23 protein-coding genes are annotated in these 25898 nt (G+C 66.5%); 11 read left to right on the top strand and 12 right to left on the bottom strand.

The genetic code is table 11. The features are described 5' to 3' along the window. Positions 1–9: 9 nt before the first annotated feature. On the bottom strand, positions 10–594 hold the full coding sequence (locus AC1D3B_RS27090) for a putative pterin-binding protein (RefSeq protein WP_478193760.1): 585 nt from the start codon (positions 592–594) through the stop codon (positions 10–12). Between the two features lie 11 nt (positions 595–605). After that, positions 606–1004, bottom strand: coding sequence for a nuclear transport factor 2 family protein (locus AC1D3B_RS27085; protein WP_478193759.1), 399 nt, complete (start codon positions 1002–1004; stop codon positions 606–608). 201 nt (positions 1005–1205) lie between these two features. Here AC1D3B_RS27085 and AC1D3B_RS27080 point away from each other — a divergent pair, with 201 nt between their 5' ends. Then, entirely contained in the window at positions 1206–1907 is a 702-nt protein-coding gene (locus tag AC1D3B_RS27080) for a DUF899 family protein (protein ID WP_478193758.1), read from the top strand. A 22-nt stretch (positions 1908–1929) separates the two neighbouring features. Here the strand turns inward: AC1D3B_RS27080 and AC1D3B_RS27075 are convergent, their stop codons facing one another. The 4 genes from AC1D3B_RS27075 to paoA all read right to left on the bottom strand — a co-directional run bounded on the left by AC1D3B_RS27075 (position 1930) and on the right by paoA (position 7442). Then, the gene (locus AC1D3B_RS27075; RefSeq protein ID WP_478193757.1) at positions 1930–3495 is read right to left on the bottom strand and encodes a Na+/H+ antiporter; all 1566 of its coding nucleotides are present in this window, start codon (positions 3493–3495) and stop codon (positions 1930–1932) included. 159 nt (positions 3496–3654) lie between these two features. Further along, positions 3655–5847 (bottom strand): aldehyde oxidoreductase molybdenum-binding subunit PaoC, encoded by a 2193-nt coding sequence (paoC, locus tag AC1D3B_RS27070; protein ID WP_478193756.1) that lies wholly within the window; start codon positions 5845–5847, stop codon positions 3655–3657. Positions 5848–5850: 3 nt separating this feature from the next. Then, on the bottom strand, positions 5851–6801 hold the full coding sequence (locus AC1D3B_RS27065) for an FAD binding domain-containing protein (protein WP_478193755.1): 951 nt from the start codon (positions 6799–6801) through the stop codon (positions 5851–5853). Beyond that, positions 6798–7442 (bottom strand): aldehyde dehydrogenase iron-sulfur subunit PaoA, encoded by a 645-nt coding sequence (gene paoA, locus AC1D3B_RS27060; RefSeq protein ID WP_478193754.1) that lies wholly within the window; start codon positions 7440–7442, stop codon positions 6798–6800. The genes AC1D3B_RS27065 and paoA overlap by 4 nt, the downstream gene beginning before the upstream one ends. 169 nt (positions 7443–7611) lie before the next feature. Here paoA and AC1D3B_RS27055 point away from each other — a divergent pair, with 169 nt between their 5' ends. The 3 genes from AC1D3B_RS27055 (at position 7612) to AC1D3B_RS27045 (ending at position 10674) form a co-directional block, all read left to right on the top strand. Beyond that, positions 7612–8577: a LysR family transcriptional regulator gene (locus AC1D3B_RS27055; protein ID WP_478193753.1), complete on the top strand. Its 966-nt coding sequence runs from the start codon at positions 7612–7614 to the stop codon at positions 8575–8577. Continuing rightward, positions 8574–9500 (top strand): LysR family transcriptional regulator, encoded by a 927-nt coding sequence (locus tag AC1D3B_RS27050; protein WP_478193752.1) that lies wholly within the window; start codon positions 8574–8576, stop codon positions 9498–9500. Before AC1D3B_RS27055 ends, AC1D3B_RS27050 begins: the two co-directional genes overlap by 4 nt. A 226-nt stretch (positions 9501–9726) precedes the next feature. Further along, positions 9727–10674, top strand: coding sequence for a LysR substrate-binding domain-containing protein (locus tag AC1D3B_RS27045; protein ID WP_478193751.1), 948 nt, complete (start codon positions 9727–9729; stop codon positions 10672–10674). 176 nt (positions 10675–10850) lie between these two features. Here the strand turns inward: AC1D3B_RS27045 and AC1D3B_RS27040 are convergent, their stop codons facing one another. The 6 genes from AC1D3B_RS27040 to AC1D3B_RS27015 form a co-directional block, all read right to left on the bottom strand. Then, positions 10851–11621 carry an SDR family oxidoreductase gene (locus tag AC1D3B_RS27040; RefSeq protein ID WP_478193750.1) on the bottom strand — a complete coding sequence of 257 codons (771 nt, stop codon included), beginning with the start codon at positions 11619–11621 and terminating at the stop codon, positions 10851–10853. 54 nt (positions 11622–11675) lie between these two features. Then, a complete protein-coding gene (locus AC1D3B_RS27035; protein ID WP_478193749.1) occupies positions 11676–13517 on the bottom strand; it encodes a sensor histidine kinase in 1842 nt (613 codons plus the stop codon). Next, entirely contained in the window at positions 13510–14130 is a 621-nt protein-coding gene (locus AC1D3B_RS27030; RefSeq protein WP_478193748.1) for a response regulator, read from the bottom strand. Before AC1D3B_RS27030 ends, AC1D3B_RS27035 begins: the two co-directional genes overlap by 8 nt. 81 nt (positions 14131–14211) lie before the next feature. After that, positions 14212–15111 carry a pseudouridine synthase gene (locus AC1D3B_RS27025; RefSeq protein ID WP_478193747.1) on the bottom strand — a complete coding sequence of 300 codons (900 nt, stop codon included), beginning with the start codon at positions 15109–15111 and terminating at the stop codon, positions 14212–14214. A gap of 13 nt (positions 15112–15124) precedes the next feature. After that, on the bottom strand, positions 15125–16465 hold the full coding sequence (locus tag AC1D3B_RS27020; RefSeq protein WP_478193746.1) for a leucine-rich repeat-containing protein kinase family protein: 1341 nt from the start codon (positions 16463–16465) through the stop codon (positions 15125–15127). After that, entirely contained in the window at positions 16462–17523 is a 1062-nt protein-coding gene (locus AC1D3B_RS27015; protein WP_478193745.1) for an MBL fold metallo-hydrolase, read from the bottom strand. Before AC1D3B_RS27015 ends, AC1D3B_RS27020 begins: the two co-directional genes overlap by 4 nt. Before the next feature lie 91 nt (positions 17524–17614). Here AC1D3B_RS27015 and AC1D3B_RS27010 point away from each other — a divergent pair, with 91 nt between their 5' ends. The 7 genes from AC1D3B_RS27010 to iaaH all read left to right on the top strand — a co-directional run bounded on the left by AC1D3B_RS27010 (position 17615) and on the right by iaaH (position 25869). Next, positions 17615–18010, top strand: a complete 396-nt coding sequence (locus AC1D3B_RS27010; protein ID WP_478193788.1) for a MerR family transcriptional regulator — start codon at positions 17615–17617, stop codon at positions 18008–18010. Between the two features lie 46 nt (positions 18011–18056). Beyond that, on the top strand, positions 18057–18767 hold the full coding sequence (gene can / locus AC1D3B_RS27005) for a carbonate dehydratase (protein WP_478193744.1): 711 nt from the start codon (positions 18057–18059) through the stop codon (positions 18765–18767). A gap of 28 nt (positions 18768–18795) precedes the next feature. Continuing rightward, entirely contained in the window at positions 18796–20607 is a 1812-nt protein-coding gene (gene aceK, locus AC1D3B_RS27000; protein ID WP_478193743.1) for a bifunctional isocitrate dehydrogenase kinase/phosphatase, read from the top strand. 24 nt (positions 20608–20631) lie between these two features. Next, positions 20632–21816, top strand: coding sequence for an acetyl-CoA C-acyltransferase (locus AC1D3B_RS26995; RefSeq protein ID WP_478193742.1), 1185 nt, complete (start codon positions 20632–20634; stop codon positions 21814–21816). A gap of 60 nt (positions 21817–21876) precedes the next feature. Then, the gene (locus AC1D3B_RS26990; RefSeq protein ID WP_478193741.1) at positions 21877–23124 is read left to right on the top strand and encodes a glutamate carboxypeptidase; all 1248 of its coding nucleotides are present in this window, start codon (positions 21877–21879) and stop codon (positions 23122–23124) included. A 10-nt stretch (positions 23125–23134) separates the two neighbouring features. Then, positions 23135–24265, top strand: coding sequence for an acyl-CoA dehydrogenase family protein (locus AC1D3B_RS26985; protein ID WP_478193740.1), 1131 nt, complete (start codon positions 23135–23137; stop codon positions 24263–24265). Between the two features lie 86 nt (positions 24266–24351). Beyond that, positions 24352–25869 carry an indoleacetamide hydrolase gene (gene iaaH / locus AC1D3B_RS26980; protein WP_478193739.1) on the top strand — a complete coding sequence of 506 codons (1518 nt, stop codon included), beginning with the start codon at positions 24352–24354 and terminating at the stop codon, positions 25867–25869. Positions 25870–25898: the final 29 nt, after the last annotated feature.

Raw genomic sequence — 25898 nt, 5'->3', positions numbered from 1 at the left:
TGGTGTCTGTCAGGTGCGGCTGACTTCGATGCTGTACAGCCCCCAGGGGCACAGCGCGAAGCGCTCCTTGAGCGGCTTGTCCTTGAAAGCGGCGAGCGTGTCGGCCTCGTAGATTGCCCATTGCGGACCCAGGCCTCCCAGCGCGAGCGGCGTGCCGTCGATTTCCGTGGCCACGATCATGCGGTAGGCGCGCGCGTTCGCCATGCTCAGCGGCACGACATAGCCGTCCACTGCGCGCAGGGCAATCGTCACTTCGCTGGTGGAGGGGATGCCTGCCGTCTCCAGCACGCTGGTCAAGAGCGGGCCGGCCAGCGCGTGCATCTTCGCGTCGTACTCCAGGGTGGCCTTGACGCGGGTGGAGGGCAGTCGCAGCAATGCATCGGAGTCGAACACGTAGGCCTTGTCGAACTTGACGCCGTGCTTCACCAGCAACTGGTCGAGCGCCGGATCGACCGGGCCGCGGTTCGACTTGCCGATCGCGCCGCTGACGGTCAGGAGGCCCGGGCCCTTGCGGGCCGGCTCCGCGGCGATCGCATCGACTGCGGGCCACAGTCCGGCGAGTGCTGCCGTGCCCAGGAAGTGACGTTTGTTCATCCGCTCATTGTCTACTTCGCGTTGAGTCTCGCGGCGGTGTCCCCTGTCCCGACCCAACGGCTGATCTTGGTGCCGTCTTTCCAAGTAAACACCTGGACCCATTCGGATTCATGCACCTTGCCATCCGGAAGCGCCCGGCCCTTGATGCGGCCGAGCACCGTCACGTGGTTGCTCCCTTCGAGGAACTCGCGCGGCTCGAACTCGAGGATCTCGTCGGCCTGCGCCAGCGCGCCGAAGAATTCGGCCACCTGCTGCTTGCCCCTGCAGGTCCCGCCATAGGGCGTGCCTGTCTCGGGGCTGCCGAAGTAACGCCATTCGACGTCATCCGCGAGGAGTTCGAGGAGCGCCGGAATGTCGCGCTTGCCGAATGCTGCGTAGCCCAGCTTGGCGATTTCGGTGGGGGTTCCCATGGCGCATCTCCTTTGGATTGAGGGGCGAATAGTTTGCGCGCGGATCGCGCGGCGCATGGGAACTTCTTCGGCGTGCAAATGTAAGTTTTCGCGAACACGGAGACGCCCTGTAGTGAACGTCCGACGCAGAAATCTCGTCAATGTCTTCTTGGAAATTCGCCGTTGCTTTCCATACTCCAGGCGCAAACAAGGAGCAAAGGCATGAAAGAAGCGCTGACCCCCGCCGCAGAGCTGGCGAAGAAGGCGAAGAGGCCGTTCCCAGGTTCCTCGGCCGAATACGATGCCGCCCGGCAGGCGCTGCTGGCGGAAGAGATCGAGTTTCGCCGGCACATGACACGCATGGTCGACCAGCGCCAGGCCCTGCCGCCCGGCCCCGTGATCGAGAAGGACTACCGCTTCAAGGACGAGCAGGGGTTCGACGCGGGACTGGGCGATCTCTTCGGCGACAAGGACACGCTCGTCACCTACTTCTGGATGTACGGGCCGCAACGCGAACGGCCGTGCCCGATGTGCACCAACCTGCTCGGCGCGCTGAACGGCAATGCGGCCGACATCAAGCAGCGGGTGGCGCTCCAGGTGCTGGGGCGCTCGCCGGTCGGGCGGCAGTACGCCTTTGCGCAGGAGCGGGGCTGGCGCGACCTGAACTTTGTTCAGACCGTCGGCGACGACTATGCGAAGGACATCGGCGTCCTGCAGCCGGACGGCAGCGAGTACCCGTCCCTGATCGTGTTCAGGCGCGACGGCGACAAGGTCCGCCTGTTCTGGGCAGGCGAGATGACGGGCGAGATGGCCGACCCCGGGCAGGACCCGCGCGGCGCGCCCGACATCGCCTCGCTCTGGTCCATCCTGGACCTGACGCCGGGCGGTCGGGGAACCGACTGGTATCCGAAGCTCCAGTACTGACCCGGAATGGGGGCTTGCCGGCTCAATCGGGCCGGCCGCCGCCCGCGCTCAGCTCCGCCCAATCGAGTTCCTGCACCAGCACGCGATAGGCGTCGTCGCCGATGACGTCGTCGCGCCGGAGCTCGAAAGCGCGCTGCCGCGCCACGCTGATCGCGTGCCGGCGCAGCGGCCCGCCCGGCACTTCGTCGACCCGGCCGTCGGACGTCTGGCTCGTATTGAGCTCGACCACCGCGCCGTATTCCTTCCGCAGCAGTTTGGCCGGGAGCGTGTCGTCATCGCGAATGGCTTCGAGCAGCGCCCCGTAGGCATGCGTGCGGCCCAGCCGGATCTCGCGGCCAACCGGGTCGTCGTCGGTCAGGCCCATCGCGCGGATCAGCGGCGCCATCGTCAGGCCTTGCAGCACCAGCGTGCCAAGCACGACCGCGAACGCGCAGAGCAGGATCAGGTCGCGAAACGGAAAGGGCGTGCCGTCCGGCAGCGTCTCGGGAATGGCGAAGGCGGCGGCCAGCGTGACGATGCCGCGCATGCCAGCCCACGAGAGCACGATGCCGGTGCCGGGCGTCGGCCGCGAGTGTGCCCCGTCGCCTTGCTTCGACGCGCGTCGGCGCTTGAACGCCTGGTAGATCATCACCCACACGAAGCGTGCCAGGATGGTCACGGCCAGCACGACTGCCGCGGTGACGAGCGCATGAGCCTGTCCGCCACTGGCTTCGAGCCGCGTCCAGATCGGCCGCAATTGCATGCCGATCAGCACGAACGCAAAGGCGTTCAGCACGAAGACCACCGTCTCCCACACCGCGAAGATCGGCACGCGCATGCGCGCCGGCATCGGGTTGCTGCCGCGCCGCGCGACCGTCATCGCATAGGCGACGAGCGTCAGGATGCCGGAGAGCCCGATCGCCTCGGCCGCGATCCACACGCCGAAGGTGAGGGCGAACATCACGATCAGCGAGATCGGCACATCGCCGATGCGGGTGATCAGTGGCCCCAGCACGTGGGCGCAGGCGATGCCGGCCGCCACGCTGCCGAACACGGTCAGCAGGAACACCGGCGCGAAACTGCCGAAGCCGAGGTGCCCGGCCATCATGGTCATGATGGCGAGGCGGTAGATCAGCAGTGCGCTTGCGTCGTTCAGCAGGCTTTCGCCTTCGAGGATCTTCAGCAGCTTGTGCGGCAGCTTCACCTGGCGCATCACCGCGGTCGCGGCCGCCGCATCGGGCGGCGCGACGATGGCGCCGAGCGCGATCGCGACCGGCCACGGCATCCCGGGCACGAGCCAGCGCACGGTGAAGGCGACCGCCACCACCGTCGTGCCGACCGCCGCGATGACCAGGCCGGCCACCGGCCGCCAGTTGGCCCGCAGATCGCGCAAGGAGGTGTCATAGGCCGCGTCGACCAGCACCGGCGCGACGAAAAGCGTCAACGCGAGGTGCGGATCCAGCGTCCAGTTCGGGCTGTCGGGCACGAAGGCGAGCAGCGTGCCGCCAAGCGCGAGAAAGGTCGGGTAGGGCGCGCCGAGCCTGCGCGCCAATGCCGCCAGCAGTGCTGCACCGAGCAGCAGCACGATGATCCATTCGAACGTGGCCATGTCGGGGGGGTCCTTCTCCGGAAGGGCGCCATTGTGGATGACGTGGCCGCTGAGATCCCAATCCAGAAATACCGCGGAACCGGCTTCGCCGGGCCGCCGGTATTGCCCCCGGCAGGGGGTTGGCGAAGCGACACGAAGTGCGCGAAGCCTGGGGGCGAGTCAATCCAGTGATGGCATCCGGTCGATCAGCTTGTCGAGCGTGACCGGGTAGTCGCGCACGCGCACGCCTGTCGCGTTGTAGGCCGCGTTCGCGACCGCCGCACCGACGCCGCAGATGCCGAGTTCACCCACACCCTTGGCCTTCATCGGCGAGGAGATCGCGTCCGTCTCGTCGAGGAAGATCACCTCCTGGTGCGGAATGTCCGCATGCACGGGAACTTCGTAGCCCGCGAGATCGTGGTTGACGAAGAAGCCGAGCCGCTTGTCGACCGCCAGTTCCTCCATCAGCGCGGCACCGACGCCCATCGTCATGCCGCCGATGACCTGGCTGCGCGCCGACTTGGGATTGAGGATGCGGCCCGATGCGCACACCGCGAGCATGCGTCGCACGCGGACTTCGGCGGTGTAGGCATCCACGGCCACTTCGACGAAATGCGCGCCGAAGGTGGACTGCTGGAAGCGCTTGTTCAGTTCGGCGAACTCGATCGAGTCCTCTGCGACGATGCCGCTGTCGCCCGCCACCTCGGCAAGCGATGCGCTGCGGCCACCCACACGCACCATGCCGTCCGCGAAGGTCGCGCTCTCCGCCGGCAGGCCCGCACGCTGCGCCACGGTGTCGCGCAGCTTGACGCAGGCGGCATACACGCCCGCGGTCGAGCAGTTGCCGCCCCATTGCCCCCCGGAGCCCGATGACACCGGGAAGGACGAGTCGCCGAGCCGCACCACCACGCGTTCGAGCGGCACGCCCATCATTTCCGCCGCGGTCTGCGCGATGATGGTGTAGCTGCCGGTACCGATGTCGGTCATGTCGGTTTCCACCGTCACCACGCCGCGCCCGTCGAGCCGCACGCGGGCGCCCGACTTCGTGACCTGGTTGTTGCGGAAGGCCGCGGCCATGCCGGTGCCGATCCACCAGCGGCCTTCTCGGCGCTGTGCGGGCTTGACGCTGCGCTGCGCCCATCCGAACTTGTCCGCGCCGGTGCGCATGCATTCGATCAGTCGGCGCTCGGAAAAGCGCCGATTCGGCTTCGCGGGATCGACCTGGGTGTCGTTCAACACGCGGAATTCGATCGGGTCGATGCCGAGGCGCTCCGCCATTTCGTCGATGGCGATTTCGAGCGCCATCAGGCCGGGCGCTTCGCCCGGCGCGCGCATCGCATTGCCTTCGGGCAAGTCCAGCACGGCCAAGCGCGTGCCTGTCAGGCGGTTCTCGCCCGCATAGAGCCACAGCGTCTGCTGCACGGCGTTCTCCGGCTTGCCGTTGACGAGGTTGCCGGACCAGCTCTCGTGCCCGATGGCCGTGAGCTGGCCCTGCCGCGTGGCGCCGAGCCGGATGCGCTGGATGGTCGCGGGTCGATGCACGGTGTTGTTCGCCATGATCGGCCGCTGCAGCGCGACCTTCACCGGGCGGCGCGCCATGCGGGCGCCGATGGCCGCGAGCACCGTGTCTGCGCGCAGGAACAGCTTGGCACCGAAGCCGCCGCCGATGTATGGCGACATGAGGTGGACCTTTTCCCGGGGGATGCCCAGCGTCGCCGCCAGGTCGGTCCGGGTCCAGTCGATCATCTGGTTCGAGGTCCAGATCGTGAGCTGGTCGCCACGCCATGCGGCGGTCGTGGCATGCGGCTCCATCATCGAATGCGAGTGGTCCGGCGTCGTGTAGGTCTCGTCCAGCGTCACCTCGGACCTGGCATAGGCGCCGGCGAAGTCGCCGATGGTGCTGTTGCGATCGGCGGTTCGCCGTTCGGATGTCTTCGCTGCAGCGAGGTCGAAAACGCCTTCGGCAGGGGCGTAGCTCACCTTCAGCAATTGCGCGGCCGCCCGCGCCTGCTCGAAAGTGTCGGCGACCACGAGCGCGATGGCCTGGTGGTAGTGCTCGACGGTCGGACCGCCCAGCAGCCTGGCGATATTGAGTTGGCCCTTTCCGAGCTCGCCGGCGTTCTCGGCCGTGACGATGGCGATCACGCCGGGTGCGGCCTTGGCGCGGCTCTGGTCGATGGCTGTGATGCGGCCCTTGGAGATCGCGGCGCCGACGACATAGCCATAGGCTGCATTGGGCGCCACGTCATGCCGCTCGTAGGCATAGGGCGCGGTGCCGGTGGTCTTGAGCGGGCCGTCGATGCGATCGGTGGGGCGGCCGACGACCTTGAGCTGGTCGATCGGATTCGTGGTGGCGGGGGTGTCGAATCGCATGGCTCAGCTCCTCGCTTCCATCAGCACCGCGTCGAGGGTGCGCTCGACCAGCGTGACCTTGAAGGCGTTCTGTTCGGTCGGTTTGGCATCGGCCAGCAAGGCGGGAGTCACTGCGCTGGCGCCGCGAGGCAGTTGCGCCTCGGCGGCCGGCATGCGCCATGGCTTGGGGGCCACGCCGCCGAGGGCCACGCGGCCCGTGCCGTCGCGCTGCACGATCACGGCGACCGAGACCAGCGCGAACGCATAGGAGGCTCGGTCGCGCACCTTGTGATAGACGTGCTTGCCGCCCACGGGGGCCGGCAGCTTGACCGAGGTGACCAGTTCGCCGGGCCGCAGCGCTGTCTCGATGTGCGGCGTGTTGCCCGGTAGCCGATGAAAGTCGGCAATCGGAATCGTCCGGCGCTCTCCGCCGGGCCTGACGGTCTCGACCGTCGCATCGAGCGCCCGCATGGCCACGGCCATGTCGCTCGGATGCGTCGCGATGCAGGCATCGCTCGCGCCCACCACGGCCAACTGCCGGCTGACACCGCCGATCGCCGAACAGCCGCTGCCCGGCTGGCGCTTGTTGCACGCCTGGTTCGTGTCGTAGAAGTAGGGGCAGCGTGTGCGTTGGAGCAGGTTGCCCGCGGTGGTCGCCTTGTTGCGCAACTGGGCCGACGCTCCTGCGAGCAAGGCACGCGAGAGCACGCCGTAGTCGCGCCGAACGCGCGCGTCGGCGGCCAGGTCGGTGTTGCGCACCAGGGCGCCGATGCGCAGGCCGCCGTCGGGTGTGCTCTCGATCCTGTCGAAGCCGAGGCCGTTCACGTCGATCAGGTGCGCGGGCGTCTCGATCTCCAGCTTCATCAGGTCCAGCAGGTTGGTGCCGCCTGCGATGAAGCGCGCGCCGGGCTGGCGTGCCGCCGAGGCCACGGCCTGTTCGGGTGAAGCCGCCCGCTCATAGCTGAAGGCTTTCATGCTTTCACCCCCGCAACTTCGCCGATCGCCTCGACGATGTTGCTGTAGGCGCCGCAGCGGCAGATGTTGCCGCTCATGCGCTCGCGGAACTCGACGGTGCTGAGTTGGGGCCGGCCAGTCAGGTCGGCGGTCACATGGCTCGGGATGCCGTCGGCAATCTCCCCGAGCATGCCGACCGCCGAGCAGATCTGCCCGGGTGTGCAGTAGCCGCACTGGTAGCCGTCGTGCTTGACAAAGGCCGCCTGCATGGGATGCAGGTTGCCGGGCGTGCCGAGGCCCTCGATGGTGGTCACCTTGGCGCCTTCATGCATCACGGCCAGCGTCAGGCACGAATTGATGCGGCGGCCGTCGACGATCACCGTGCAGGCGCCGCACTGGCCGTGGTCGCAGCCTTTCTTGGTGCCGGTCAGGTGCAGGTGCTCGCGCAGGGTGTCGAGCAGTGTGGTGCGGGTGTCCAGCACGAGGCGGTGGGTCTTGCCGTTGACGCTGAGCGTGACGGTCGAAGGTCCCGGGCCGGCGGCTGTGCGGGCGGGGGCTGCGGCGACGGCGGGCACGGTGGCCATTGCCGGGACCGATGCGGTCGCTGCGCCGGCCTTCAACAGTCCGCGCCGGGAGATGGTGAATTCGTCGGGCGTTGTCATGGGGCGTTCCGATCCTTCCTTGGGGATGTGGCCGACCGGAACAGGCGGCCTTCGGTAACTCTAGGCCTCGACTGTTAGCCTGAATATAGGACGACAACCCGGCCGTCTTGACGGCGAAGGAGTTGAGGGCTAAAGAGGCGAAACGCCGAACCGAACATCTGCATTGACGATGGACAGTCTCTTTGATTCCCTGGACCTGAACCTGTTGCGGGTCTACGAAGCCCTGATGCTTGAAGGCAACGTGACGCGCGCGGCGATCAAGCTGAATCGCACGCAGTCTGCCATCAGCAATTCGCTGGCGCGACTGCGCGAAACGCTGGGTGATCCGCTGTTCGAGAAGACTGCCACCGGCATCCGGCCGACCGAGCAAGGAAGCGAACTGTGGCGCCGACTCGAGCCCCATTGCCGAGGCATCGAGGAAGCGTTCTCGTCAGCCGGCTTCGATCCATCGCGACACTGCGGGCGCTTCCTGATCTCCACGTCCGACTATTCGTTGTTCTGGATGATGCCTCGCCTCTCACGGAAGCTGCAGACGATGGCACCGGGTATTCGGATCGATGTCATGCCATATACGGTCGTCGGAATTGATGCGCTGTTCGAACGCGGCGGACTTGACATGGCTATCGGAACGCGCCCCGATGCCTTGGCAGATACCGTCGACGGCTTGAGGATGCATCCACTCCGGCCTGTGTGTGTCGGGTGCGTGATCGGGCTGAAGAATCCGCTGGCGAGCGGAAAGCTCACGCTCGAACGCTACCTCCAGGCCCGTCACGTCGAGGTTCTGGGATACGGCTCGACGGCTTCCGCGATCGGGTATGACGCCCTGCTGGCAGCGCACGGAGTGCGTCGCCGGATCGCACTCACCATCAGCACCTTCATGCCGATCCCGGCCATCGTGGCTGAATCCGAACTTATCGCCACGACGCTCACACCTTTCGCGGAATTGGGCGCCTTTGCGTCCCAGGTCTGCGAGCGCGACCCTCCGATTCCCGTGCCCGCGAGGCAAATCAACTTGATATGGCACCGTCGCAGCGAGGCCGATTCCGCCCATCAATGGCTCAGGAACCTCATCGTTGAAACGTATGCAGAATTGAATGCGCCTGATCGTCCGAGTTTGGAAGTGGTTTCGTCGTGAACAGCCTCTTCGCTTCCCTGGACCTGAATCTGCTGCGCGTCTACGAGGCCTTGATGAGCGAAGGCAACGTGACGCGCGCGGCCATCAAGCTGAATCGCACGCAGCCTGCCATCAGCAATTCGCTGGCGCGACTGCGCGAAGCGCTGGGCGATCCGCTGTTCGAGAAGACTTCCACCGGCATCCGGCCCACTGGACGGGGACGCGAATTGTGGGCGCGACTCGAACCTCATTGCCGAGGCATCGAGGCAGCGCTCTCGTCAGGCCGCTTCGATCCGTCCCGATACGGCGGGCGCTTCCTGATCTCCATGTCCGACTACCTGGTGTTCTGGATGATGCCGCGCCTCTCATTGAAACTGCAGACGACGGCACCGGGCGCGAGGATCGATGTCATACCGTACAGGGTCGCCGATCTGGAGGCGTTGTTCGAACGCGGCGGACTCGACCTGGCTACCGGAACGCGCTCCGCTACCTCGGCAGACGTCCTCCTGAGGTTTCATGCACTCTGGCCTATCAGTTTCCGCTGTCTGATGCGCCAGGGACATCCGTTGGCCAGCGGCAGGCTCACACTGAAACGCTATCTCCAGGCCCGTCACATGGATGTGCTGACACTCGGCTCCGCTTCTGCGGGGTACGACACCGTGCTGGAGGCGAACGGTGTGCATCGCCGCATCGCGCTCACCATCAACCCCTACACGCCGATCGCGCCCATCGTCGCTGAATCGGATCTTGTCGCCACCGTGCCCACGCCATTCGTGGATCTGGGCAACTATGCGTCCAGGGTCTGCGAGCGAGAACTTCCGATTCCCATGCCCACGAAGCAAGTCAATCTGATCTGGCACCGTCGCAACGACGCCGACCCCGCCCATCGATGGCTCAGGAACCTCATCATCGAAATGTTCGCTGAAAAACAAGTGCCTGGGTGATGGGGTCGGCGCTGTTCCAGTGCGTAGAGGCCCTGAGCGCGCGATGAGCACGCAGGACATCATCGATATCAGTGATAACCCAATTCCGCGAATCCATTGGACGGTCTCGGACCCATCTCCCATAGTTGGCGACAACGAAACGGAGGCTTCCACATGTTTCACGGCAGCACTCATATGGCTTTCGTCATGAGGTGAATGCATGCAGCAAAGAAGCCCGGCCATCGAGTTGAATCTCTACCTGTTGAGATGTCTGGTCGCCCTCGTCGATCATTCACAGGTCTCCCGCGCCGCAGACGCGCTTTCCATCAGCCAGCCTGCCATGAGCCGCGCGATGAGCCAGTTGCGCACGGCCACCTCAGATCCTGTGCTGGTAAAGGGCGGCAGCGGACTCATCCCAAGCGCCAAGGCGATCCAGTTGCGCGAGTTCGCCGATCGCATCCTCCGGGAGGTGGATCAGTTGCTGGGCCATGCGGTCGCATTCGATCCGAAGCGCACGCACCACGCCTTTCGCATAGTTGCCTCCGACTATCTGGAATGCATCCTCATGGACCGCTTTGTGAAGACTTTCGGCGCGGACCACCCAGGCATTGCGATGTCTTTGCGGCATCCAGTCCACCCCATGGAATTCAACAAAGTGCTGGAGTCAGGCGAGGTCGACTTCAGTGTCGGCCTGCTGCCGCCTTGCCTTCACGAGCTGCGCTATCGGCCGCTGTTCAGCGATCGAATCATTTGCGCGACGCGCGCAGGGCACCGAGCCGTCGGCAAGAAACTCTCGCCGGAGGAATTTGCCGCACTCGATCATGCGGTGATCGTGCCCAACACGATCAACTGCTTCGGGGAGGCCGTGGACGACGCGCTGGAGGCTCGCGGCTTGCAGCGCAATAAACGCTTCGTGACGTCGAACTACCTGACCGCACCGCATGTCCTGGGGCAATCGGACATGGTGGCTTTGCTGCCGCTGAGCCTGTTGACAAGGTTCGGCGACCGATACGGGCTCGCCGAGATCGAGTTGCCGGTCGACGTCCCGGATTTCCAGATCTGCCTCGCTTGGCACGAACGCACTCACCGCCATGCCGCCCACATGTGGTTTCGCGATCAGGTCATGAAGTTTGTCGACACTGGAGAAGCGGAGTCTTGGGTCGATAGCGCGCGAGATGACCGCCCGGCGGCATAGTCCGAGCAAGTCGATCGGCTCTTGCGCAAAAGAAGGCCCGCACGAGGCGGGCCTTAAGGGGGTCGGTCCTTGATGCCGCCCGGGAGAAACCAGGCTCGACATTAGTAGGAGCCTTCCTACAACGCAAGTCGACCGAAAGTACGCGCGTAGGCAGTGGTGCTATTGCCCGCCGCGCCTCAGCGTGCGTGCGTCACGCCGCCGTCGACGATGAGCGTCGAACCCACCACGTAGTCGCCGGCGCGTGAAGCCAGGTAGATCGCTGCGCCCGCCATGTCCTCCGGCTCGCCGATGCGACCCGCGGGAATACCGGCCTTGATCTCGTCCCCGTGGTCGCGCGCCACCCTGTTCATGTCGGACGCGAAGGCGCCGGGCGCGATGGCGCTCACCGCGATGCGGTCCTGGGCGAGGCGCAGGGCCATGCGTCGGGTGAGCTGGATCAGGCCGGCCTTGCTCGCCGCGTACGAATAGGTCTCCTGCGGATTGACCGAGATCCCGTCGATCGACGCGATGTTGATCACCTTCGCGAGATGGTCGGTGGCCGCCTTCTTGAGCATCGGCGTCAATGCCTGGGTCAGGAAGAAGGGCGTCTTCAGGTTGAGGTCGACGACCTTGTCCCATCCGCTTTCGGGAAACTCGTCGTACGGTGCGCCCCAGGCGGCGCCGGCGTTGTTGACCAGGATGTCCAGCGAGCCTTCGTGCCTGGCATAGGCCGCGACCAGCGATTGCGCGCCTTCGATCGTCGACACGTCGGCCGGCAGCGATACGCAATGGCCGAAGGCCGAGAGTTCCTTGGCCGTCTGGTCGCACGCAGCGGCCTTGCGCGCCGAGATATAGACGCGGGCGCCTTGCGCCAGGAAGCCCTCGGCGATCATGCGGCCGATGCCGCGCGAGCCCCCGGTGATGAGCGCGGTGCGCCCCTTGAGCGAGAAGAGTTGGGTGGTGTCCATGTGGTGTGTCTCCTGGAGGTGTCGGCGCCGATTCGACGCCGCAGCGGCTGGAGCTTAGTGCGCCGCGCCGCCGCGCCGAGTCACATGGGTGCCAGCGGCCTCCGCATTGGGATCGAGCCCGAGGACGACTTCCTGCAGCGTGCGCGCGAGTCGTTGGCCGTCGAGCGGCTTGTGCAGGATGCGCGCGGCGACGCGCTCGAATTCGCGAAGGCGCTCGGGCGCGGTCTCGCCCGTCACGATCACAGCGGGCAGTTCCGGAAGCGACAGCCGAAGTCTTCGGATCACGTCGAGCCCGCTCTCCTCGCGAAGGCGGAAATCGACCACCATCACGTCAGGCGCGAAGTCGTCTGCCAGCAATTGCTCGGCCTCGCCGCCCGTCGCGGCGCCCCTGACGGCCCAGCCGAGTTGCGCGAGGTAGGTGCACATCGCGGACAGGACTTCGAGTTCGTCATCGATCAGCAGCACCGCCAGGCGCGTGCCATCGACCAGGCGAGCCGGCACGGCGCCTGCATCGGTGCGCCGCTCGACCGGCGCGCCGGCCGATGCGATGCGCAGCTCGAAGGTCGTTCCGCGGCCCAGGGTGCTGTCGAGTTTCAGGACGATGTTCAGCAGCGCCGCGGTGCGCCGCACGATCGCAAGCCCGAGTCCCAGGCCTTGTGCGCGATCGCGCGACGGGTTGCCGATCTGATAGAACTCCTCGAAGACGCGCTCGCGCTCTGCCTCGGCGATACCGGGGCCCGTGTCGGCGACCTGCACGACGATTTCGCCGGAGGGCATCTGCCGCGCCGACAGCGTCACGCCGCCCTGCGTCGTGAACTTGATCGCGTTGTTGGTCAGGTTGCCGATGATGCGGATGAGCTGGTCGCCGTCGGTCAGAGCCCAGAGCGGCGCTTCCGGCGCCGCCACCTTGAGGAACAAGCCCTGCTGGGCTGCCAGCGCCGCGTATTCGTCGCGCGAGGCGCGCAGCACGGCGCCGATGTCGGTCGATACGAGCTTCGCCTCGACCGAGCGGGCGTCGAGGCGCGAGATATCCAGCAGCCCATCGAGCAGGCCGCTGCTTTGCCGCAATGCGCTGTTGATGCCGCGGCTCACCTCCCTGAGCAAGGGATCGTGCGAGCGCCGGGCCAGGACATCCAGCGTGGTCGCATTGATCGACAGCGCATGGAGAGGCTGGCGGAGGTCGTGGCTGGCGGCGGCGAAGAAGCGCGTCTTCGCCTCGCTGGCCGCCGTTGCCCGGTCGCGTTCCTGCGTGACGGACACGGACAGCACCGCGTTGTCGTCGACCACGCTCATGAGCGTGTGCAGCATGCGGCCCTGGTCCTTCACCGTCGCCAGCAGCATGAAATAGACGAGCCCGATGCCGGCCGCGAACAGGTAGCCCACAGCCCCCCCGCGCCATGCCCAGCCGCCGGCCAGGCAGCAGAAGGTCAGCGTGCAGAAGCCCGCGAACGCGCGCTGCGATCCCGCGACCGAGGCCGCGCCGATGGTGCAGCCCGCCATCAGCACGGCAGACACCGCCAACGGCGCGAAGTCCCCGGGAACGGTGAAGATGAAAGGCACGATGCTCGCGGTCGTCACGCCGTTCAGGCCGAAGCCGCGCACCAGTTCGGGGAGCGCCGCGAGCTGTTCCTCGGGCGGCGTCCGCTCGACGGCGAAACCGAGCCGCCATCGATAGACCATCACCGCGCCGGTGGCGGCGAGCCAGAGCCACGGCCAGAACGCAAGGCCCTGGCGGGCGGCGATGTAGGCGACAAGGATGTAGCCCAGGAAGTTGAGCGGAAGGCGTCGCGAGTACTGCAGGATCAGCGTCAGGCGCCGCTCGAGAATGCGGCGCTCGATGCGCATCTCGCGCGTACCGCCCGCGAGCAGGGCGTGGCTCGCGACCAGGTCAGTCAACGCGCAGGCCCTGGCGTGAGGCCTGGTAGGCGGCCTCGGTCCGGTTGCGCACGCCCAGCGCCGCGAAGATCGCCGTGAGGTGGGCCTTGACCGTGGACTCGGCGATGTCGAGCTGGCGCGCGATGAGTTTGTTGGGCAGCCCGCGCGCTGCCGCGCGATAGACGTCCCGCTGGCGCGCGGTCAGGGCCGAGAGCCGGGGATCGGTGTCGACATCGTCGGGAGGCGCCGCGGGGGCTTCGAGGCTCTGCTGCGGCAGGTAGATGCGGCCGGCCAGCACATGGCCGATGGCCCTCACCATCATTTCCGAGCTGTACTTCTTCGGGATGAAGCCGGCGGCGCCCAGCTCGACCGACCTGCGGATGAGGCTCGGGTCGGTCTCGCCCGACAGCACCACGATGCGCGCCATGCAACCGGCATCGCGGAGCCTGCGGATCGATTCCTCGCCATCGCATTCGTCGAGATGCCAGTCGAGCAACACGAGTTCGTAATCGGCATGCCGCGCGAGGTGCACGGCCTGGGCGATCCCGCCCGTCGTTTCCAGGCGCAGCTCGGGCGCCAGGACGTTCAGCAGCTGCTTCATGCCCTGCAGGAACATCACGTGATCATCAACCATCAGTACGTTCATCCATACCTTTCGGGTGAGTCGTCCTCCGAAAGCGGCCGAAGGAGCGACATCCGATTCTGGCCGAAGTGCTCAGGCCGGGAGGGCGAGCGACCGCGGACTGGTAAAGCGGCGGTCGATCCCGCTGACCGGATCGCGGAAGGCGATCTCCCTGGCGAGCAGTTGCAGCGGGTGCTCGAAATCGTCCGTGCCTTCGGGGCGGAGCTCGGGGTAGATCGCGTCGTTCAGGATCGGCATGCCCAGCGCGGCACAGTGCACGCGCAACTGGTGTCTGCGCCCGGTAACGGGCGACAGGTCGAGGTGTGCCCATCCGTTGCGCTGCGCAAGCAGCCTGAAGTGCGTCACCGAGTTCGGCTCGCCTGCGACCTCTCTCATCCGCATGAAGTGATCGTCCGCAGCCAGACGGCTCCGGTGGATGGCGGGGAGTGGTTGGTTGCCGGGCCATCGAACGATCGCCTCGTAGTGCTTGCTGATGGCGCGATCCGCGAACAGCGCGCTGTAGACGCCGCGCGTGGCGGGCTGCACCGAGAACAGGACAATGCCGGCGGTCTCGCGGTCGATGCGGTGCAGCGGCGCGAGATCCTGGAGGCCCAGCTTGCGCTTGAGGCGCACGAGAAGGCTTTCCTGCACGTACTTGCCTACGGGCGTGACCGGGAGGAAATGGGGCTTGTCCACGGCCAGCAGGTGCTCGTCCCGATGAAGGACGGCTTCCTCGAAGGGGATGCGTGGCTCCGATTCGAGCGAACGGTAGTAGTAGACGCGCAGCCTCGGCTCGAAGGGTCGTGTGGCTGTCACCAGGACGCCGTTTTCGTCCATCACGTCGCCGGCCTGGATTCGAGCCTCCCACGTCGAGCGGGGAATCGCGGCGAAGCGTTGAACGAGAAACTCGGTGATCGTCGGCCAATCGCCCATGGGAAGGGCGACGCAACTCGGGCCGACGCCGTCACGAAGGGGCAGCGGCAGGGCGCGCATGGCGTGGCGTCTCTCAGCGTCCCGCGGGGGCGGGTGCCGCGCTCAGGAGGGAAGCGATTTCTGCGAACGCGGGGCGCGATGGAACGTCAGGGTCGACACAGCGCGACTGGAGATGGGAGAGCATCGTCCGCGTGGCCTCGTCCTGGTCGCCGACGGGGTCGCAATGGGCCAGCAACTCCTCCAGCAGGCATCCGAACGCGCGCGCCTCGATGCGCTGCAGCGCTTGCAAACGGGCTTCGTCATCCGTCGGCAGGAAAGAAGCCGCGCCGAAGTCGCCGAGCAGGCAGTCGCCTTGTCCGTTCCACAGGATGTTGTGGGCGTAGAGGTCGCCGTGCAGGATACCGCGTGCATGCAACTGGGCAGTGGCGGAAGCGATGCCGCCTGCCATGCGCCATGCGGTCTCGATCGACCAATGCGCATCGGCACCGTACACGTCGCGCGTGCAGGATTGCAGGCTCGGCGGGCCGGCCAGATTGCGAAAGCCGGCGTCCACCAGCTCCAGCACCAGGCCCGGCGTGCCTTCGGGATGGCTCTCGACCCGGCCCAGCACCGCGATGAGGCCGGGATGCGCGCCGGCCGCGATGCAGCCGGCCATCTCGCTGTGCGGCCAGCCATCGCTGGTCACCGCGCCCTTGAACAGCTTGACCGCTACCGGGCGCAGGCTGCCATCGTCGAGCTGCCAGTCGGCCTCGTGGATCACGCCGGAGGCGCCTTCGCCCAGCTTCTGCTTCAGCGAGAGCCGCGGCCAGTCGATGACGGCTGCAGGGCGGGCGAGCGCCGCTTCCTCGGGCGATTCGTCGAACGGGTTGCCCGCAAAGGCCAGCCAGGCGAGCCGCGGCAGCGACAACAGCCACGCAGGCAGCGCATCGAGCTCGTTGGCCGAGATGCGCAGCAATTCCAACGCGCGGCAGGCAGCCAGCGCTTCCGGCAGCGAGCGCAGGCGATTGCCCGCCAGCATCAGCTTTTGCATCCGGGCGCAGTTGCCCAGTGTGGAAGGCAAGGACTCGATCTGGTTGTCGGTGAGGATCAGCCAGCGCAGGGCAGGCGGCAGCGATGCGGCCGGGACGTTGCGGATGCGATTCGCCTTGAATCCCACCATGTCGAGCTGTGGGCATTGGCCGACCGCTTCCGGCAACTCGGTGAACTGGTTGTCCGAGCAGAACAGCACGCGCAGGCGGTGCAGCCTGTGCAGATCGTCCGGAAGCGCGCTCAGCGCATTGCCGGACAGGTTGAGCACCTCCAGCGTGTCCGCCAGGTCGAAGATCTCGCGAGGAAATTCCGTGAGCCCGCAGGACAGATCGAGCCGTTGCGATCCGGCCAACCGGCCCGCGCGCAGCTGGCTCAACACGTTCATGCGAATGCGCCGAAACGATAGATCCCGTCCTCGCCCAGCCGGCGCTGCACCTGGCCCGAGAACCACAGCAAGTGCAGGTGTGCCACGGTCTCGCCCATGGCAAAGGTCATCTGGTGCAGGTCGAGCGGCCGCTTGAACAGGATCGGCAGGCCCTCCACCGCGCTATGGGGCTTGGCGATGCAGGCTTCCAACAGTTCGGCCAGGCGGTCGCGGTGATGCTCCTGCAGTTGCTCGACCCGGCGGTGGATGCCGGTGAAGGGCTTGCCGTGCGACGGCAGGCCGAGCGTGTCGGTGGGCAGCGACTTGAAGCGCTTGATGCTGTCGAGGAAGAGGCGCAGCGAATTGGCCTCCGGCTCCCCGGCATGCACGCTCACGTTGGTCGAGATGCGCGGCAGCATCATGTCGCCGCCGAGCAGCGCGTGCAGTTCGTCGCAGTAGAGGGCGATGTGCTCGGGCGCATGGCCGTAGCCGCTGATGCAGCGCCATTCCCTGCCGCCGATCGCGATGCGGTCGCCGTCGAGCATGCGCACGAATTCGGCCGGTACCGACGGCACCATGTTGACGTAGTAGTTGGTGCGCGCGCGGATCCTGGCGATCGAATCGGCGTCGGTCAGGCCGTGCAGGGCGAAGAAGTCCGCCGCCGCGTCGCCGCCGGCCAACGTGTCGCCGGCGGTGGTGATCACGCGGGCGACGTGGTAGTCGGTCGCGCTGATCCACAGGCGTGCGTTCCAGCGCTGGCAGAGCCAGTCGGCCAGGCCGATGTGGTCGGGATGCATGTGCGTGACGATCACGCGCAGGATCGGCAGGCCCTGCAGCTGCGTCTCGAAGATCTGTTCCCACTGCGCGCGCGAGGCGTCGTGCGAGATGCAGCAGTCGACCACCGTCCAGCCTTCCAGGCCGTCGATGGTGTCGCGCAGCAGCCAGAGGTTGATGTGGTCGAGCGCAAAGGGAAGCGCCATGCGGATCCAGCGCACGCCGGGCGCCACTTCGATCGCCTCGCCGGGAGCCGGCAAGGTGTCGCCGAGGGGGTAGTGGAGTTCGCGTTCGAGGAGGTTCATGTACGATTGACGTTTACGTTAACGTCATGGCTAGGAGCCATCATTGTAGGCAGTGCGGTTCAAACGCGCTGTCGCACCCGCAACCACCGTCATGTCGCCGCAGACCTTCACCATCGGCGAACTCGCCAAGGAGTTCGATCTCACCACCCGGGCGATCCGCTTCTACGAGGACGTGGGCCTGCTCACGCCCCAGCGCGCTGGGCAGCAACGCATCTACACCCCGCGCGATCGTACGCGCCTCACGCTCACGCTGCGCGCCAAGCGGCTCGGGCTGAAGCTCACGGAGGTGAAGGAGATACTCGACATGTACGACAGCCCGAGGGACACGGCGCTGCAACTGCAGCGCTTCCTCGGCGTGCTCGGCACCCATCGCGAGCAGCTCGAGGCCCAGCTGGCCGAGCTGCAGGCCAACATCGCGGAAGTCCGGGCGCAGGAAAAGCAGGCACGCGCCGCGCTCGCGCGTGCCACCAAGCCCAAGGCACGTTGAGCGTCAGACCGCCCCACACACCTATCTCTCATCGACAATGGAAAACATGCCCGAATCCCTCGACGACCTGTTCGCCCACAACCGGACGTGGTCCGCCCGGATGGAGCGCGACCGCCCCGGCTTCTTCACCAGCCTGGTGAAGCAGCAGACGCCGCGCTACATGTGGATCGGCTGCTCCGACAGCCGGGTGCCCGCCAACCAGATCACCGGCCTGGAGCCGGGCGAGGTGTTCGTGCACCGCAATGTGGCGAACATCGTGGTGCACTCCGACCTGAATGCACTGTCGGCGATCCAGTTCGCGGTCGAGCGCCTCAAGGTGAGGCACATCATGGTGGTCGGCCACTATGGCTGCTCCGGCGTGCAGGCCGCGCTCGAAGGCGCGCGCATCGGCATCGCGGACAACTGGATCCGTCACATCCAGGACGTGCGCGACCGGCATCGCGTGCTGCTCAAGACCCTGCCAGAGGCGGTGCGCGCCGATGCGCTGTGCGAGCTGAACGTGGCGGAGCAGGTCGTCAACGTGGCGGTCAGCACGGTGATGTGCGATGCCTGGAGCCGCGACCAGAAGGTCACCATCCATGGCTGGGCCTTCGGCGTGCACGACGGGCTGCTGCAGGACCTGGGAATGACGGTCGACGGCTCCAAGCCCCTCGACGCGCTGTACAAGGCCGCCGTCCAGCGCATCCGCTACAAGTGGAGCAAGCCGGCGGAAGACGCTGCGGCAACCAGCGGCGAGCCTGTCAAGGAAGCGGACTGAAGCCCTGAGCCCCTGAACCTCTGAAGCCATGTTCCCGCAGCGCCTCGATTCACCGCTTGCGTACGACATCGCCAAGGCGATGCGGGACGGCTTCAACCGGCACTACCAGCTCTTCCGGGCCGAATCGGCCCGCGCCAAGCATCGCTTCGAGACGGCCGACTGGCACGGCCAGCAGCGCGCGCAGCGCGAGCGCATCGAGTTCTACGACCTGCGGGTGAACGAGGCGGTCGCCCGGCTCGAAAAGGAATTCAAGGCCGGCGAACAGCCGATGGATGTGTGGCACCAGGTCAAGCTGCACTTCATCGGGCTCCTGGTCGACCACCACCAGCCCGAGCTGGCCGAGACCTTCTTCAATTCGGTGACCACCAAGATCCTGCACCGCACGTACTTCCAGAACGACTTCATCTTCGTGCGGCCGGCCATCAGCACCGAGTACATCGAGCCGCGCGATGCGCCGACCTACCGCGCCTACTACCCGGAGCGCGAAACGCTGGCCGACACCGTCGAACGCATGCTGGAGGACTATGCGCTGCAGGGCGGCTACGCCAACAGGCGCCGCGATGCCGATCGCGTGGCGGCTGCGATCCTGGGGCGCTTTCACCAGATCAAGCTGCGCGCCAATTTCCAGATGCAGGTGCTGTCCCGCCTGTTCTATCGAAACAAGGGCGCGTACGTGGTCGGCAAGATCATCAACGGCTTCGTCGAACTGCCCTTCTCGCTACCGATCCTGCACGACAGCGAGGGCAAGTTCTACATCGACGCGGTGCTGTTCGGCGAAGAGGACCTGCAGATGCTCTTCAGCTTTGCGCGCGCCTACTTCATGGTCGACATGGAAGTGCCCTCGGCCTATGTGCAGTTCCTGCGCTCGCTGATGCCGAAGAAGCCGCGTGCCGAGATCTACAACGCGCTGGGGCTGGCCAAGCAGGGCAAGACGCTGTTCTACCGCGACTTTCTCTACCACCTGAACTATTCGACCGACAAGTTCCGCATCGCACCCGGCATCAAGGGCATGGTGATGCTGGTGTTCGACCTGCCCTCCTTTCCGTACGTGTTCAAGGTCATCAAGGACTTCTATCCGCCGCAGAAGGACACCACGCGGGAGCAGATCAAGAGCAAGTACATGCTGGTGAAGCAGCATGACCGCGTCGGGCGCATGGCAGACACGCTGGAGTACAGCGACGTCGGCTTCCCGCTGGACCGCTTCGAGCCCGAGCTGATCGAGGAGATCAGGCGCTTCGCGCCCAGCCAGCTCGAGATCGGCGACCGCGACGGCAACGGGGAGATGGAGGTGGTGGTCAAGCACGTCTACATCGAGCGACGCATGATCCCGCTCAACATCTACCTGCAGGAGGCGTTCGACCAGATGGAGCAGCCCGAGCATGCCAAGCGCGCGAGCAAGCAGCTCGAGCATGCGGTGGTCGAATACGGCAATGCGATCAAGGACATGGTGGCGGCGAACATCTTCCCCGGCGACATGCTGTTCAAGAACTTCGGCGTCACGCGCGGCGGCAAGGTCGTGTTCTATGACTACGACGAGATCGAATACCTCACCGACTGCAATTTCCGCAAGGTACCCACGCCGCGCAACGAGGAAGACGAGATGAGCGGCGAGGTCTGGTATTCGGTGGGACCGAAGGATGTGTTCCCCGAGACCTTCGAGCCCTTTCTTCTCGGCAATGCGTCGGTGCGCGAAGCCTTCATGTCCCACCACGCCGATCTGCTCGATGCCGCTTTCTGGCAGAGCCACAAGCAACGCATCCAAGCGGGCCAGATGCTGGATGTATTCCCCTATGACGAGGCGCAGCGCTTTCGCCACGATGGCCACGCGCCGTATTTTTGAACTACCACTGAAGGAGCAACTTCCATGAGCGAATCGATCGTGATCGTCGGCGCAGCCCGTACCCCGATGGGCGGCTTCCAGGGCGACTTTTCTTCTCTTGCCGCGCACGACCTGGGCGGCGTGGCCATCAAGGCGGCCGTCGAGCGCGCGGGCATCACGGCCGACAGCGTCGGCGAGGTGCTGTTCGGCAACTGCCTGATGGCGGGCCAGGGCCAGGCACCTGCACGCCAGGCGGCCTACAAGGGCGGCCTGCCCGACAGCGCCGGGGCCGTCACGCTCAGCAAGATGTGCGGCTCCGCGATGAAGGCGGCGATGTTCGCGCACGACATGCTCCTGGCGGGCACGCACGAAGTGATGGTGGCCGGCGGCATGGAGAGCATGACCAACGCGCCCTACCTGATGCTCAAGGGCCGTGGCGGCTACCGCATGGGCCACGACCGCATCTTCGACCACATGATGCTCGACGGCCTCGAGGATGCCTACCAGCCGGGCCGCTCGATGGGCACCTTCGGCGAGGATTGCGCCGCCAAGTACAAGTTCACGCGCGAGCAGCAGGATGCCTTCGCCATCGCCAGCGTAGAGCGCGCCAAGGCGGCGACGAGCTCCGGCGCCTTCAAGGCCGAGATCGCCGCGGTGACCGTCAAGGGCCGCGGCGGCGAGACGGTCATCGACATCGACGAAGGCCCGGGCAAGGTCAAGCTCGACAAGATCCCGACGCTCAAGCCCGCGTTCAAGAAGGACGGCGGCACGATCACCGCGGCGTCGAGCTCGTCGATCAACGACGGCGCCGCCGCGCTGGTGATGATGACGGAGAGCACCGCGAAGAAGTACGGCGCCAAGCCGATCGCACGCCTCGTCGGCCATGCCACGCACGCGCAGCAGCCCGAGTGGTTCTCGACCGCTCCGGTCGGCGCAGTCTCCAAGCTCTTCAAGAAGACGGGCTGGGGCGTGAAGGACGTCGACCTCTGGGAAGTGAACGAAGCCTTTGCGGTAGTGCCGATGGCGCTGATGCACGAACTGTCGGTGTCGCATGACATCGTCAACGTGCATGGTGGCGCATGCGCGCTGGGCCATCCGATCGGTGCCAGCGGTGCGCGCATCATGGTCACGCTGATCCACGCGCTGCAGCAGCGCGGCATGAAGCGCGGCGTCGCGACGCTGTGCATCGGTGGTGGCGAAGGCACGGCGGTCGCGCTGGAACTGATCTGATCGGCGAGGTGCGGCTCCCTAGAATGGAAGGCTTCTTCCGTTCCTGAGATCCAGTTCCACATGCATCCGGTCTTTCATCGCAGCGCGCTGGCCGCGCTGCTCGCCTCCGCCTTCGTCGCACCCGCAGCCTGGAGCCAGTCGCGCGACCAGGCCCTGTTTACCGCCGCCACGGCGGAGAAGCCTGCCGTCATCAAGACGCTCGAAAACCTCGTCAACATCGAGACCGGCACCGGCGACGCCGAAGGCATGGCCTCGGCCGGCAAGTATCTCGAGGACGAACTGAAGTCGCTGGGCTTCAACGTCACGCGCAGCAAGTCGGCCGGCATCGTGGTCGGCGACAACATCGTCGGCAAGCTCCAGGGCAAGGGCGGCAAGAACCTGCTGCTGATCTCGCACATGGACACGGTCTACCTCAAGGGCATCCTCGCCAAGGCGCCGTTCCGGGTCGAAGGCGACAAGGCCTACGGCCCCGGCATCGCCGACGACAAGGGCGGCAACGCGGTCATCGTGCATTCGCTCAAGCTGCTCAAGGCGCGCGGCTTCCAGGACTTCGGCACCATCACCGTGCTGTTCAACACCGACGAGGAAAAGGGTTCCTTCGGTTCGCGCGACGTGATCCAGGAAGAAGCCGCCAAGGCCGACTACGTGCTCTCCTTCGAGCCCACCGGCGCTGGCAAGGAAGACCTCTCGCTCGGCACTTCGGGCATCGCCTATGTGCAGGTCAACGTCACCGGCAAGGCCTCGCACGCCGGCGCCGCGCCCGAGCTTGGCGTGAACGCGCTGGTCGAGGCATCGGACCTGGTGCTGCGCACGATGAGCATCGACGACAAGGCCAAGGGCCTGCGCTTCAACTGGACCATGGCCAAGGCCGGCAACGTCTCCAACATCATCCCGGCAGGGGCCACGCTCAACGCCGACGTGCGCTACGCGAAGAACGAGGATTTCGAGGCCGCGATGAAGACGCTCGAAGCCAAGGCGCAGCAGAAGAAGCTGCCCGAGGCCGACGTCAAGGTGCTCGTCACGCGAGGTCGCCCCGCATTCAACGCGGGCGACGCCGGCCGCAAGCTGGTCGACAAGGCCGTGGCCTACTACAAGGAAGCCGGCGGCGAACTCGAGATCGTCGAGCGCACCGGCGGCGGCACCGACGCGGCCTATGCAGCGCTGTCGGGCAAGCCGGTCATCGAAAGCCTGGGCCTGCCCGGCTTCGGCTATCACAGCGACAAGGCCGAGTACGTGGACACCAGCGCGATCCCGCGCCGTCTCTACATGGCCAGCAAGCTGATCATGGACCTCGGTCAAGGAAAGTAAGGAACCCCCCATGCTGCTCAGCGCCGACCAGGAAGCGATTCGCGATGCCGTGCGCGCGTTCGCGCAAGCGGAACTCTGGCCCCACGCACCGCGCTGGGACCGCGAGCACAGCTTCCCGAAGGAGGCGCACGACGGGCTGGCGGCGCTCGGCGCCTACGGCATCTGCGTGCCCGAGGAAGACGGCGGCGCCGGGCTCGACTACCTGACGCTTGCGCTGGTGCTGGAGGAAATCGCAGCCGGCGACGGCGGCACCAGCACCGCGATCAGCGTGACCAACTGCCCGGTCAACGCCATCCTCATGCGCTACGGCAACGTGCAGCAGAAGAAGCAGTGGCTGCAGCCATTGGCGCAGGGCCGGATGCTCGGCGCCTTCTGCCTGACGGAGCCGCAGGCGGGCAGCGATGCTTCGTCGCTGCGCACGACGGCGCGCAAGGACGACGACGGCTGGGTCATCGACGGCGTCAAGCAGTTCATCACCAGCGGCAAGAACGGGCAGGTCGCGATCGTGATCGCGGTCACCGACAAGGGGGCGGGCAAGCGCGGCATGAGCGCCTTCATCGTGCCGACTGACGCGCCGGGCTACAACGTAGCGCGGCTGGAGGACAAGCTCGGCCAGCATTCGAGCGACACGGCGCAGATCAACTTCGACGCCTGCCGCATTCCGGCCGAAAACCTCATCGGCCAGGAAGGCGAGGGCTACAAGATCGCGCTGGGCGCGCTGGAAGGCGGGCGCATCGGCATTGCCGCGCAGAGCGTGGGCATGGCGCGCAGCGCCTTCGAGGTGGCGCTGGCCTACGCCAAGGAGCGCCAGGCCTTCGGCGGCTCGATCTTCGACCAGCAGGCGGTGGGTTTCCGGCTGGCCGAATGCGCGACGCAGCTCGAAGCGGCACGGCAGCTCATCTGGCATGCCGCGAGCCTGCGCGATGCCGGCCAGCCTTGCCTGAAGGAAGCGGCCATGGCCAAGCTCTTCGCCAGCGAAATGGCCGAGCGCGTGTGCAGCGCGGCGATCCAGACGCTGGGCGGCTATGGCTACGTCAACGACTTCCCGCTGGAGAGGATCTACCGCGACGTGCGCGTCTGCCAGATCTACGAAGGCACCTCGGACATCCAGAAGCTGCTGATCCAGCGCGCATTGGCCTGAATCACCGCGCTGTCATCGATTTGGATGACAGACAAGCGAAGGGCAACGTTGCAGGATGGCGGCATCCCATCGGAGAGGTTTCTGCCATGCACATTTCGTTCATCTGCACCGCGCGCGCGGCGGCGATTCTTTCCGTCGCTGCCTTCGGCGCGCCCGCGCTGGCGCAATCCGCCGCCCCGGATCTCGCCACCCTGACAGCCAGCGAGGCTGCGCAGCAGATCTGTGCAGGCTCGCTCAGCAGCGAGCAGCTGGTTTCGGCCTACTTCGCACGAGCCAAGGCGAAGATGCAGCTGAACGCGTTCATCACGCTCGACGAAGCCGGCGCCTTGCGCGAGGCGCGCGAGGCCGACGCGGCGCGGAGGAAGGGTGGCCCCTGCAAGCCGCTCGGCGGCGTGCCGGTGGCGATCAAGGACAACATCCAGGTGAGGGGCCTGCCCGCGACCGCCGGCACGCCGGCGCTCAGGACATTTGTTCCATCCGCGGACGCACCGGTCGTTGCCAAGCTCCGCGCCTCGGGCGCCATCGTGATGGGCAAGACGAACATGCATGAGCTGGCCTTCGGCGTCACCGGCTACAACCCCGCGTTCCAGACCGGGTCGGAAGTCGGCGTACGCAATGCGTACGACAGCAGTCGCATCGCAGGCGGTTCGTCCTCGGGCAATGGCGCGGCACTCGGCGCGCGCATGGTGCCGGCCGCGCTCGGAACCGACACGGGCGGATCGGTGCGCATTCCCTGCGCCTTCAACGGCTGCGCATCGCTGCGCCCGACCGTCGGCCGCTATTCGCAGGATGGCATCGCGCCGATCTCGCACACGCGCGACACCGCCGGCCCGATGGCCCTGTCGGTGGCGGATCTTGCGCTGATGGACCGTGTAATCGTCGGCGGCACGCCGATCAAGCCCGCCAGGCTGAAGAGCGTGCGCCTCGGGGTGGTTCCGGCCTTCTACGCCAATCTCGATCCCGACACGCGCGCCGCCACGGACGCCGCGCTGGCGAAGCTGCGCGCGGCCGGCGTGACCCTGGTGGACGTGGAGATGCCGAAGCTGATGGAGCTGAACGGCGCCATCGGCTTCCCGGTGGCGCTGTACGAGGCGCACGACGACATCGCGACCTACCTGGCCCGATACCGCACCGGGGTCGACCTCGCGCAACTGGCCGCCGCCGTCGCCAGTCCGGACGTCAAGGGCACTTTCGACGGGCTGATCATCCCGCGCAAGCTGCCGGCGCCGAACGGTGTGGTCGATGCCAAACCCGCCTACGACAACGCGATGCGCGTGGCGCGGCCCGCATTGCAAAAGCTCTATCGCGACACCTTCACGAAGAACAGGCTGGACGCGCTGGTGTTCCCGACGGTCCCGCGCGTGGCGCTCGCAGCGACGCCGGACGCCAGCAGCGTAGAGAACTTCGTCGTCCTCATCCAGAACACGGACCCCGGAAGCAACGCCGGTCTTCCGGGCCTGCAATTGCCGGCGGGGCTTGGCGCCACGAGCGGCCTCCCGGTCGGACTGGAGCTCGACGGTCCGGCCGGAAGCGATCGCCAGCTGCTGGCGCTCGGCCTGGCCATCGAGCCCTTGCTGGGCCGGCTGCCTGCCCCGACGAAATAGGTGCCGCGCCACCGGCCGAATTCAGGGTT

The sequence above is a fragment of the Variovorax sp. P5_A3 genome (assembly GCF_056400665.1).
This window is presented reverse-complemented; position numbering and strand designations above follow the sequence as displayed.